Here is a 12,734-nt window from a genome sequence, read left to right on the forward strand (position 1 = left end):
TCCGCGTTCGCGAGCAGGCTCGCTCCCACCGTTTGAATCTCATTGCGTTCATTGGCGCGTTTCAGCTTAGCCCCAACTCACGCCAAATCCGTAAAATCTGTCTTCGCTCTTCGACAAACTGATCCCCGGCTATCACCCCGGCGTCCTTCTGCAAGGCCTGCCGGTGGGCGGCGGAGCGATAGGCCTTGTAGGCCTCGCGCAACAGACTGGCATCTTCGGCGGGCATCAGCCCTTCGTGTTCCAGCTCTTCCAGAATGCGGATGTTATCGGTCCAGCGCAGCAGCGGTGGATGGCTGTGCGACCACGCCAGGGCCGCGTATTGCACCATAAATTCAATATCGACGATACCTCCGGCGTCCTGCTTGAGGTCGAACGGCACGCCCGCGTCGAACGCATTCGCCGCCGTGCCGGCTGCGGTGCTGCGGGTGCCAAGGTTGTCGCGCATCTTGGCGCGCATCTCGCTGACTTCCTGTTGCAGTTTGGCCAGATCCCGCGGTTTGCCCAACACCTGCGCACGGACTTTCTCGAAGGCCTGACCAACGTCCTGACTGCCCACCAGCACCCGTGCGCGTACCAGCGCCTGATGCTCCCACGTCCAGGCTTCGTTTTCCTGATAGCGGGCGAACGCGCCGAGGGAACTCACCAACAGCCCGGAAGCGCCGGACGGCCGCAGACGCATATCAACTTCATAGAGCTGGCCGGAGTTGGTCTGCGCCGTGAGCAGGTGGATGATCCGCTGCCCCAGACGCGTGAAGAACTGCGCGCCGTCGATGGATTTCGGTCCGTCGGTTTCCGCCTGCGGATCGCCGTCATGGATGAACACCAGATCCAGGTCCGAACCATGCCCCAATTCGATACCGCCGACTTTGCCATAACCGACAATGATGAAGCCGGGATCGCATAGCGTGCCGTCGGTGCGCAGCGGTGTGCCGTACTTGGCCACGGTCTGCCGCCAGGCCAGGGCCAGCACCTGTTCGAGAATCGCTTCGGCCAGCCAGGTCAGGTAATCGCTGACTTTCATCAGCGGCAGGCTGCCTGCAATCTCCGAAGCGGCGACGCGCAAGCGGTGCGCCAGTTTGAAATGGCGCAGGGCTTCCATTTGCTGCTCGAGGTCGTCTTCGGGAATTCGCGTCAGGCGTTCGCGCAACTCGGCCGCCAGTTCCGGCGCCAGCGGCGGCTTGAACAGCCGACCTTCGTTGAGCAATTCGTCGAGCAGCAGCGGGAAGCGCGTGATCTGCTCGGCAATCCACGGGCTCGCCGCACACAGGGTCAGCAGGCGGCGCAGCGCGCCGGGGTTTTCCGTGAGCAACACCAGATACGCCGAACGCCGCGCTACCGCTTCCACCAGTGGCAGCACGCGCTCGAGCACCAGATCGGGATTGTCATGCTCCACCGCTTGCGCGAGCAGTCGCGGAATGAACGCATCCAGACGTTCGCGTCCCAGCCGCTGCATCGCGCGCAGTTGCGGACTGCCGCGCAAACCGGCCAGCGCTTTCAGGGCTTTGCCGGCATCGACGAAACCGCCTTCCTGCAACTGCCGGCACGCGGCCTCTTCGTCCTGTTCTTCTTCCCACAACGGCAACCATTCACCGCCGACCACCACTTCGCTTTCGCTGCCTTCTTCCTCGTCGGGATCAGCAATCACCTGGGCGAAATGCCAGGCCACGCGCCCGCGCCAGTACATCAGTTGTTCATGGAACGCCGACCAATCGGCGAAGCCCAGCATGAAGGCGATCCGCGCCTGATCCTGAGCGCTGTCCGGCAGCATCTGCGTCTGGCGGTCGGCAATCGCTTGAATGGCATGCTCGGTGTAACGCAGAAACTCGTAACCCTCGCGCAATTCACTGACCACCGCCGGCGGCAGATAGCCTTGCCCTTCCAGCGTGCTCAGCACCTTTAATAGAGGACGCTGTTGCAGGCTCAGGTCGCGGCCACCGTGGATCAATTGAAAGGCCTGAGCGATGAACTCGACTTCACGAATGCCGCCGGAGCCGAGCTTGATGTTGTCGGCCATGCCCTTGCGCCGCACTTCCTGCTGGATCAACTGCTTCATGGTGCGCAGCGCTTCGATCGCCGAGAAGTCCAGATAGCGCCGATAAACGAACGGCCGCAGCATGTCGAGCAACTGCGCGCCGGCAACCTGATCGCCAGCCACCACCCGCGCCTTGATCATCGCGTAGCGTTCCCAGTCGCGCCCCTGATCCTGGTAATACTGCTCCAGCGCGTTGAAGCTGAGCACCAGCGCACCGGACGATCCGTATGGACGCAGGCGCATGTCGACGCGGAAGACGAAGCCGTCGACCGTCATCGGATCCAGCGCCTTGATCAGACGCTGGCCGAGCCGGATGAAGAATTCCTGATTATCCAGCGAGCGTTTCACGCCGACGGTTTCGCCGCCTTCGGGGTAGGCGAAGATCAGGTCGATGTCGGAAGACAGATTCAGCTCGACCGCGCCGAGCTTGCCCATGCCGAGGATGACCATCTGCTGCGGCTCACCACTGCGCCGACCGGTAGGCGTGCCGAATTGCTCGCAATGACGGCTGTACAGCCATTGATAAGCCTGATCGATGGTGGCGTCGGCCATGTCCGAGAGGTCACGGCAGGTCTGCACCAGATCGGCCTGACGGGTCAGGTCGCGCCAGATGATTCGCACCTGATGGCGTGCGCGCTGGCGACGCAAGGCGCGGCCGAGTTCGTCTTCGCTCTGCGCGCTGTTCACAGCGGCGGCAATCTGTGCGCACAGCTCGCCGGGCGCAAACGCTCGATCAAGTTCGCCGGACGCCACCAGCGACAACAACATCAAAGGGTCACGAATGCTCTGTTCAATGACAAATTCGCTGGCGGCGCTGACACGGGCGAATTGCGCCCAGCGCTCCGGCGTCCAGTTCGACAGGCCGTGATCGTCTTCAAGGGCGGCGACGGACGTACGGAACGACTGCTCGGATCGGCTGACCAACGGCAGGAGAATGGCGGGCAGTTCGGCAAGCACGGGCAGGGTCATGGTCTATCCTTGATCGGCGTATTGAGGGCCGCTTGTAGTGAATGATGAAAACCCGCTACGCGAAGGACTGTCGAACAAAAGTTAGAAATAGCTGAAATTTCTTCTTCTTTGGCATCCAGCATCAAACTTTCACCTTATTCGGATGGAAATCGACCCGCCTTAACGATTATCCTCACAACGCAGTCGGAGGCCACAAGCCTTTCATCTGTAGTTTTACTACTCGTCTATACATTCGAAAGGCTGAAATGCCGGAAGATTTGTAGTAAAACTACACGCCGCCGGAACAACCTGTCGGCAATCCAAGAATTTTAAATCGTCTGCCCACAAGGCCAGTCGCAAACTCAGGCAACCGATTCTGGAAGCCTTTCCGCCCTGGAGCAAGCCATGCAAGACCTCGATCCCGTCGAAACCCAGGAATGGCTGGACGCCCTGGAATCGGTTCTCGACAAAGAAGGCGAAGACCGTGCTCACTATCTGATGACCCGTATGGGCGAACTCGCGACCCGCAGCGGCTCGCAGCTCCCTTACGCGATCACCACGCCTTACCGCAACACGATCCCCGTTACCCACGAAGCACGCATGCCTGGCGACCTGTTCATGGAACGCCGCATTCGCTCGCTGGTACGCTGGAACGCGATGGCCATGGTAATGCGCACGAACCTGCGAGATTCGGACCTGGGTGGTCACATCTCCAGCTTCGCTTCCAGTGCGACCCTGTATGACATCGGCTTCAACTATTTCTTCCAGGCCCCGACCGACGAACACGGCGGCGACCTGATCTACTTCCAGGGCCACACCTCGCCAGGCGTTTACGCCCGTGCATTCATGGAAGGCCGCATCACCGAAGACCAGATGAACAACTTCCGTCAGGAAGTCGATGGTCAAGGCCTGTCGTCCTATCCGCACCCTTGGCTGATGCCTGACTTCTGGCAGTTCCCGACCGTATCGATGGGTCTGGGTCCGATCCAGGCGATCTACCAGGCACGCTTCATGAAGTACCTGGAGCACCGCGGTTTCATCCAGCCGGGCAAACAGAAAGTCTGGTGCTTCCTGGGCGACGGCGAATGCGACGAGCCGGAATCCCTGGGCGCGATCTCCCTGGCCGGCCGCGAGAAGCTGGACAACCTGATCTTCGTCATCAACTGCAACCTGCAGCGCCTCGACGGCCCGGTTCGCGGCAACGGCAAGATCATCCAGGAACTCGAAGGCGTGTTCCGCGGTGCACAGTGGAACGTGACCAAAGTCATCTGGGGCCGTTTCTGGGACCCGCTGCTGGCCAAGGACGTCGACGGCATCCTGCAACGTCGCATGGACGAAGTCATCGACGGCGAGTACCAGAACTACAAAGCCAAAGACGGCGCGTTCGTTCGCGAGCATTTCTTCAACACGCCTGAACTCAAGGCAATGGTTGCCGATCTGTCCGACGACGAGATCTGGAAACTCAACCGTGGCGGCCACGACCCGTACAAGGTCTACGCGGCGTACCACGAAGCGGTCAACCACAAGGAACAACCGACCGTCATCCTCGCCAAGACCATCAAGGGTTATGGCACCGGTGCCGGCGAAGCGAAAAACACTGCGCACAACACCAAGAAAGTCGATGTCGACAGCCTGAAGTTGTTCCGCGACCGCTTCGACATCCCGGTCAAGGACGAAGAGCTGGAGAACCTGCCGTTCTTCAAGCCTGAGCCAAACAGCGCCGAAGGCCGCTACCTGGCCGAGCGTCGTGCCGCACTGGGCGGTTTCGTGCCGCAACGTCGCGCGCAGAGCTTCAGCGTACCGACTCCGGATCTGGACACCCTCAAAGCCATCCTCGATGGCTCGGGCGACCGTGAGATTTCCACCACCATGGCGTTCGTGCGGATCCTCGCGCAACTGGTCAAGGACAAGGAAATCGGCCCGCGCATCGTCCCGATCATCCCGGACGAAGCCCGTACCTTCGGTATGGAAGGCATGTTCCGTCAGCTCGGTATCTACTCCTCCGTCGGCCAGCTCTACGAGCCAGTCGATAAAGACCAGGTGATGTTCTACAAGGAAGACCAGAAAGGTCAGATCCTTGAAGAAGGCATCAACGAAGCAGGCGCCATGAGCTCGTTCATCGCTGCCGGTACTTCGTACTCCAGCCACAACCAGCCGATGCTGCCGTTCTACATCTTCTACTCGATGTTCGGCTTCCAGCGCATCGGCGATCTGGCCTGGGCCGCTGGCGACAGCCGTACCCGTGGCTTCCTGATCGGCGGCACCGCCGGCCGTACCACCCTGAACGGTGAAGGTCTGCAACACGAAGACGGTCACAGCCACCTGCTGGCCGCGACCATCCCGAACTGCCGCACCTACGATCCAACCTACGGCTACGAGCTGGCGGTGATCATCCAGGACGGCATGAAGAAGATGACCGAAGAGCAACAGGACATCTTCTACTACATCACCGTGATGAACGAGTCGTACCAGCAGCCAGCCATGCCGGCCGGTGCCGAAGAAGGCATCAAGAAAGGCATGTACCTGCTCGAGGAAGACACTCGTGATGCGGCGCACCACGTTCAGCTGATGGGCTCCGGCACCATCCTGCGCGAAGTACGTGAAGCAGCGAAAATCCTGCGTGAAGAGTTCAACGTTGGTGCTGACGTGTGGAGTGTTACCAGCTTCAACGAACTGCGTCGCGACGGCCTCGCTGTAGAGCGCAGCAACCGTCTCAAGCCTGGCCAGAAGCCTAAGCTGAGCTACGTCGAAGAGTGCCTGAACGGCCGTAAAGGTCCGGTCATTGCTTCTACCGACTACATGAAGCTGTTCGCCGAGCAGATCCGTCAGTGGGTACCGTCCAAGGAATTCAAAGTCCTGGGCACCGACGGTTTCGGCCGTAGCGACAGCCGCAAGAAACTGCGTCATTTCTTCGAAGTCGACCGTCATTTCGTGGTGTTGGCAGCCCTGGAAGCACTGGCTGACCGTGGTGATATCGAACCTAAGGTTGTGGCCGAAGCCATCGCCAAGTTCGGCATCGACCCGGAAAAACGCAACCCACTGGACTGCTGAGGAGACATTTTGTGAGCGAACTCATTCGCGTACCTGACATCGGCAGCGGTGAAGGTGAAGTAATTGAACTGTTTGTGAAGGTCGGCGACCGCATCGAAGCCGACCAGAGCATCCTGACCCTGGAATCGGACAAGGCCAGCATGGAAGTGCCGGCCCCGAAAGCCGGCGTCATCAAGAGCCTGAAAGTGAAGCTGGGCGACCGTCTGAAAGAAGGCGACGAACTGCTCGAGCTGGAAGTCGAGGGCGCTGCTGAAGCGGCACCTGCACCTGCCGCCGCACCTGCTGCGAAAGCCGAAGAGAAACCGGCTGCGGCACCTGCCGCTGCCGCGCCTGCCGCTGCTCCTGCTGCCGCTTCGGTACAGCAAGTGCACGTGCCGGACATCGGTTCGTCGGGCAAGGCACAGATCATCGAAATCCAGGTCAAGGTCGGCGACAGCGTCGAAGCTGATCAATCGCTGATCACCCTGGAATCCGACAAGGCCAGCATGGAAATCCCGTCGCCTGCCGCTGGCGTGGTCAAGGCCATCAGCGTCAAGCTCAACGACGAAGTCGGCACTGGCGATCTGATTCTGGATCTGGAAGTGGCGGGCGCTGCGGCCCCGGCTGCGGCCGCTCCGGCTCAGGCTGCTGCGCCTGCTGCTGCCGCTGCGCCAGCCCCGGCGGCGGCTCCGGCTGCACCGGCCGCTGACAGCGTTCAGGACATCCACGTCCCGGACATCGGTTCGGCGGGCAAGGCGAAGATCATCGAAGTACTGGTCAAGGCCGGCGATACCGTCGAAGCCGACCAGTCGCTGATCACCCTGGAATCCGACAAGGCGAGCATGGAAATTCCATCACCTGCCGCTGGCGTGGTTGAAAGCGTTTCGATCAAGCTCGATGACGAAGTCGGTACCGGCGACCTGATCCTCAAGCTGAAAGTCAAAGGCGCGGCCCCTGCTGCTGCCCCGGCTCCAGCTGCCGCCGCTGCTGCTCCGAGCGCTCCGGCACCTGCCGCTGCTGCTCCGGCCGCTGCACCTGCTGCTGCCGCTCCAGCCGCCGCACCGGCCAAGCCGGGCGCCAAAGTTCACGCCGGTCCTGCCGTGCGTCAACTGGCTCGTGAGTTCGGCGTCGAGCTGAGCGCCGTTGGCGCCAGCGGTCCGCACGGTCGCATCCTCAAGGAAGACGTGCAGGTTTACGTAAAGGCGATGATGCAAAAGGCCAAGGAAGCACCGGCCGCTGCTGGCGGCGCTACCGGTGGCGCGGGCATCCCGCCGATCCCGGTGGTCGATTTCAGCCGTTTCGGCGAAATCGAAGAAGTGCCGATGACCCGCCTGATGCAGGTCGGCGCTGCCAACCTGCACCGCAGCTGGCTCAACGTGCCACACGTGACGCAATTCGACTCGGCGGACATCACCGAGCTGGAAGCCTTCCGTGTAGCGCAAAAAGCCGTGGCCGAGAAGGCTGGCGTCAAGCTGACCATCCTGCCGCTGTTGCTCAAGACCTGCGCGCACCTGCTCAAGGAGCTTCCGGACTTCAACAGTTCGCTGGCACCAAGCGGCAAGGCGATCATCCGCAAGAAATACGTGAACATCGGCTTCGCCGTCGACACCCCGGATGGCCTGCTGGTGCCGGTGATCAAGAACGTCGACCAGAAGAGCCTGCTGCAATTGGCAGCCGAAGCGGCTTCGCTGGCTGAAAAAGCCCGCACCAAGAAGCTGTCCTCGGACGAGATGCAGGGCGCCTGCTTCACCATTTCCAGCCTCGGTCATATTGGCGGCACCGGCTTCACGCCGATCGTCAACGCGCCAGAAGTGGCGATCCTTGGTGTTTCCAAGGCAACCATCCAGCCAGTCTGGGACGGTAAAGCCTTCCAGCCGAAGCTGATGCTGCCACTGTCGTTGTCCTACGATCACCGCGTGATCAACGGCGCTGCAGCTGCACGCTTCACTCAGCGTCTGGGCAGCCTGTTGGGCGACATCCGCACCATTTTGCTGTAACCCAAACGGCCCTCCGGCGACGGAGGGCCGCTTGCTGCACCCTTTCGAGCGCCACACGCTCGTACCTCAACCCCGTCAATTGACGGGGCTTTTTTTTGCCTGAAATAAACCGGATCGCGGCTCTTTCCTACAACCTGCGCTGACATCGGCCACAGCCCTGGTCCACTTAACGCCAATATTTTCTGCCGCCGGCCAACTAACCTCTGCTATGGAAAGTTGCTTCAATGCGCTCCGCTTATTTAATTATTGTTTATTAAAATCTCGAACGGAATCGATCATGTTCAAACCGACCATCGGCCCCATCGTGGGCCATACCACAACTAACGAAGTGCGCATTTTCATGCGCGGCGAACAACAGGACAAAAAACGCGTATTTGCCGGAGTTCGCGCTCGCAAGGCTGGTGCGGAAAAGTGGTCCAACAGCGTATTTGCACTTTTGAATCCAGCCACCGACATGTCGGGCGTACTGGTATTACAGGATCTGGACGCCGATTGTGAATACGAATATCAAGCCGGCTGGTTAAGCCCGATGAATCCGGTACACACCATCGACACAGTGGTGGAGTTTCCACTGCAATGGCCGCGACAGCTCTACCGCTTTCGCACCCGCACCGCGCAAGCCAGCCAGCCCCGGGGCTTTATCGTCGGATCTTGTCGTTATCTGCGGATCACCGCGGGCATCGCTTCCTTGCCGCAACTGGGCGATCGCATCTTTGGCTCGATCAATCAACTTGTCGAGAACAGTCATCTACCCGTCAGCGCGGTGATCATGACCGGCGATCAAGTGTATGTAGATGATTTGAATATCATTGCACCGGATCGCGAAGCCAAAGACATTCTGAAGAAGTATCGAACGGCATTCTCGCAACCGAATATTCAACGATTGATGTCCAATACATCGACTTACATGATGCTCGACGATCATGAAATAGAAGATAACTGGCCCGCCAATGCAAAAGATGCGGACAAGGACTTGTATCGCAACGCCATGGCCGCTTATGAACTTTATCAAGCCAGCCACAGCCCGGTTTACGCATATAACAGCGAGGGCCAGATAGACCGGAATACCTTGAAGCATTATTGGTATCAGTTCGGCGACAGCGATATCGCCTGGTTCGTCACCGACAGTCGCACCCGACGCAACTTGTCGAAGGATGACCGGCGCATTCTCGACATCGAGCAAGAACAGGCCCTGCTGCAATGGCTGATCCATAGCCCGGCACGGGTGAAGTTCGTGGTGACCAGCGTGATGTTCTATCCCGATCGCAAGTTCAACGGTGACGACGCCTGGAAAGCTTTTCCCGAGCAGCGTCTGCGCCTGCTGGAAACCATCCGCACTCACCGGATCAAGAACGTGGTGTTCGTCTCCGGCGACGTCCATGGCTCGCTGACCAGTCGCTTGAGTCACAGCGAGGACACCGATTTCGAGGTGCATACCATCGTGTCCTCGCCGTTGCACAACAGCAAATTGCTGCCGTATGCCAAGGCCTCGACGTTTATCCTCGATCAACCGCTGGTGCGCACGGCGGCCGGGGATTATCGGCACGAGCTCACCAGTGCCGTGGTGAGTCAGGACAATTTTGCGCATGTGGTAGTTGAGGCTGATCAGATATTGGTCAATTACCATGATCGCGATGGCAAGAAGTTGCAGTCGATCAGTATGAAATTGCGTTGAAACACCAAAAGATCGCAGCCTTCGGCACCTCCTGTATGGCTACGCGGCGCCTGCAAGAGTTGTTCAAGGCTGCGATCTTCTGCTCATTTCAGTTGTGCACTGGAGAAATGTTCACTGCAGCCGACATATTCTTATAGCACTTGGCCTTCATCTCTCTTGTCAGTCGGTGCCGCAATGATGCAACCTTGCCGCAGCCAACAGACAAGAGGGCGAGAGCCCGGCGCATTCAGCATATTTCCAAGCGAGTTTCCTTCATGAAGAGCCAGCCCGATGCCGCCAGCCGTATGGCGGCCGAGGTAGTGACGCAGTTGCCTGTGCCCTCGCGGCTCGGCATGCTGCGTTTCGAGCGCTTGAATGAAGCCAGTTGGGCGATGCTGTTCCTTGATCCCAACTGCGAACGCCAGTTTGGCCAGCCGGCCGTCGAGCTCTGCGCACTGGTCGGCTCGCCCTACGCCAGCCTCATGGAGCCCGAAGCGCGCTACCTACTGCATGACGCGATCCAGCAGCAACTAAGCAAAAGCGCGCATTACGTGGTGCGCTACACCCTGCACACCGCCGCCGGCGCGTTGAACATGCTCGAGCTGGGCGAAGCTTACAAACAGCACAACCGGCACTTGCTGCGCGGCTATCTGCTGGCGGTCGACGAGGTGTTCGACGAAACCCAGGCGCTGCCTTCGGTGGATCTGGAAACCCAGAACTCGCGCCTGCAAATCGCCCTTGAGCTGAACCAGCGTGCCCAGCAGGAACAACTGCAGCATCTGGAACGCGTGCGCGCCCAGCAGGATCTGATTCTGCTGCTCGCACGCCAGCGCTACAGCACGCACAACTCGCTGCAGGAAGCCGCCGAGCTGATCACCCGCTGCGCCTGCGATATCTACGAAATCGACTGCGCCAGCCTGTGGAACCTCGAAGGCCAGCGCTTGCTGCCGATCTCCGCCTACCACCGGGCAACTCAGGAATATCTGCTGCCGGAGCCGATCGATATCAGCGGCTTCCCCGATTACATGGAAGCCCTGCACAGCAGCCGCGCCATCGATGCCCACAACGCCATGCACGACCCGCGCACCCGCGAGATGGCCGAGGCGATGCGTCCGCGTGACGTCAACGCCATGCTCGATGCCAGCATTCGCGTCGACGGCCAGGTAGTCGGCGTGTTGTGCCTGGAACAGACCGGCGTGACCCGCGCCTGGCAGTCCGACGAAATCGCCTTTGCCGGCGAACTGGCCGACCAGTTTGCGCAAGTGATCAACAATCACAACCGGCGTACCGCCACTAGCGCCCTGCATCTGTTTCAGCGCGCGGTCGAGCAAAGCGCCAACGCCTTTTTGCTGGTCAACTGCGACGGCGTGGTCGAGTACGTCAACCCGAGCTTCACCGCGATCACCCAGTACACCACCGAGGAAGTCCACGGCCAGCGCCTGTCGGAACTGCCCGCCCTGGAAAATCTCAGCGAACTGCTGTTCGACGCGCCCTCGGCGCTGGCCCAGAACAACAGCTGGCAGGGCGAATTCAAAAGTCGGCGCAAGAACCTCGAACCGTACTGGGGGCAGTTGTCGATTTCCAAGGTCTATGGCGACAACCGTGAGCTGACGCATTACATCGGCATCTACGAAGACATCACCCAGACCAAACTTGCGCAGCAACGTATCGAGCGCCTGGCCTACACCGACAACCTGACCAACCTCGGCAACCGTCCGGCATTCATCCGCAATCTCGATGAGCGCTTCGCCCGCGACAGCGATACGCCGATCAGTCTGTTGCTGGTGGACATCGACAACTTCAAGCGGATCAACGACAGCCTCGGCCACCAGACTGGCGACAAACTGTTGATCAGCCTCGCCCGGCGCCTGCGCAACAGCCTCAGCCCGAGTGGCAGCCTGGCGCGTTTTGCCAGTAACGAATTCGCCGTGTTGCTCGACGACACCGACCTTGAGGCCGGGCAGCAGATCGCCAGTCAGTTGCTGATGACCCTCGACAAGCCGATGTTCGTCGACAATCAGCTGATCAGTGTCACCGGCTCCGTCGGCCTCGCCTGCGCGCCGCTGCACGGGCGCGATCCGCAAACCCTGATGCGCAACGCCGGCCTGGCGCTGCACAAGGCCAAGGCCAACGGCAAACATCAGTTGCAGGTGTTCACCGAAGCGCTGAACGCTGAAGCCAGTTACAAACTCTTCGTCGAGAACAACCTGCGCCGCGCCCTGACCCAGAATGAACTGGACGTGTTCTACCAGCCGAAACTGTGCCTGCGCAGCGGTCGCTTGCTGGGCATGGAAGCGCTGTTGCGCTGGAACCATCCGGAACGCGGCATGATTCGCCCGGACCAGTTCATCAGCGTCGCCGAGGAAACCGGCCTGATCATTCCGATCGGCAAATGGATCGCGCGTCAGGCGTGCCGCATGAGCAAATCCTTGACTGCTGCCGGCCTGGGCAATCTGCAGGTGGCAATCAATCTGTCACCGAAACAGTTCTCTGATCCGGATCTGGTCGCCTCGATCGCCAACATCCTCAAGGAAGAAGCGCTGCCGGCCAATCTGCTCGAACTCGAGCTGACCGAAGGCTTGTTGCTGGAAGCCACCGAAGACACGCATTTGCAGCTCGACCAGCTCAAACGCCTGGGCCTGACCCTGGCCATGGATGACTTCGGCACCGGGTACTCGTCGCTGAGCTATCTGAAGAAATTCCCGATCGACATCATCAAGATCGATCGCAGCTTCATCCATGAAATCCCGGACAACCAGGACGACATGGAAATCACCTCCGCGGTGATCGCCATGGCCCACAACCTCAAGCTCAAGGTCGTCGCCGAAGGCATCGAAACCGCCGAGCAACTAGCGTTCCTGCGCCGGCATCGGTGCGACGTCGGCCAGGGTTATCTGTTCGACCGACCGATTCCGGGTGATGAACTGATCAAAGCGCTCAGGCGCTATCCGCGTGGGCCGCTCTGTCTCTAACCCCTCTACCCCATTCTCGCCATAACATGCCGCCCTCTGTAGGAGCTGCCGAAGGCTGCGATCTTTTGGTCTGGTTTTTAAAAAGCAAAATCAAAAGATCG

At 59.9% G+C, this 12,734-nt stretch carries 6 protein-coding genes; 4 read left to right on the top strand and 2 right to left on the bottom strand.

From position 1 onward, the window contains the following. Nucleotides 1-61: 61 nt before the first annotated feature. Both glnE and KVG85_RS26080 read right to left on the bottom strand, forming a co-directional pair. Nucleotides 62-3,001: a bifunctional [glutamate--ammonia ligase]-adenylyl-L-tyrosine phosphorylase/[glutamate--ammonia-ligase] adenylyltransferase gene (glnE, locus tag KVG85_RS18060; RefSeq protein ID WP_217864549.1), complete on the bottom strand. Its 2,940-nt coding sequence runs from the start codon at nt 2,999-3,001 to the stop codon at nt 62-64. Further along, nucleotides 2,998-3,123 carry a hypothetical protein gene (locus KVG85_RS26080; RefSeq protein ID WP_258604617.1) on the bottom strand — a complete coding sequence of 42 codons (126 nt, stop codon included), beginning with the start codon at nt 3,121-3,123 and terminating at the stop codon, nt 2,998-3,000. Before KVG85_RS26080 ends, glnE begins: the two co-directional genes overlap by 4 nt. Nucleotides 3,124-3,385: 262 nt before the next feature. Here KVG85_RS26080 and aceE point away from each other — a divergent pair, with 262 nt between their 5' ends. The 4 genes from aceE to KVG85_RS18080 all read left to right on the top strand — a co-directional run bounded on the left by aceE (nt 3,386) and on the right by KVG85_RS18080 (nt 12,633). Beyond that, on the top strand, nt 3,386-6,031 hold the full coding sequence (gene aceE / locus KVG85_RS18065; protein ID WP_217864550.1) for a pyruvate dehydrogenase (acetyl-transferring), homodimeric type: 2,646 nt from the start codon (nt 3,386-3,388) through the stop codon (nt 6,029-6,031). Between the two features lie 11 nt (nt 6,032-6,042). Continuing rightward, the gene (gene aceF / locus KVG85_RS18070) at nt 6,043-8,007 is read left to right on the top strand and encodes a dihydrolipoyllysine-residue acetyltransferase (protein WP_024011315.1); all 1,965 of its coding nucleotides are present in this window, start codon (nt 6,043-6,045) and stop codon (nt 8,005-8,007) included. Between the two features lie 277 nt (nt 8,008-8,284). Beyond that, nucleotides 8,285-9,682 (top strand): alkaline phosphatase D family protein, encoded by a 1,398-nt coding sequence (locus KVG85_RS18075; protein ID WP_217864551.1) that lies wholly within the window; start codon nt 8,285-8,287, stop codon nt 9,680-9,682. Nucleotides 9,683-9,936: 254 nt separating this feature from the next. After that, nucleotides 9,937-12,633 carry a putative bifunctional diguanylate cyclase/phosphodiesterase gene (locus KVG85_RS18080; RefSeq protein ID WP_217864552.1) on the top strand — a complete coding sequence of 899 codons (2,697 nt, stop codon included), beginning with the start codon at nt 9,937-9,939 and terminating at the stop codon, nt 12,631-12,633. The last annotated feature ends 101 nt before the right edge of the window (nt 12,634-12,734 follow it).

Origin of the sequence: Pseudomonas triticicola, assembly GCF_019145375.1 — a bacterium.
Classification (GTDB): Bacteria; Pseudomonadota; Gammaproteobacteria; order Pseudomonadales; family Pseudomonadaceae; genus Aquipseudomonas; species Aquipseudomonas triticicola.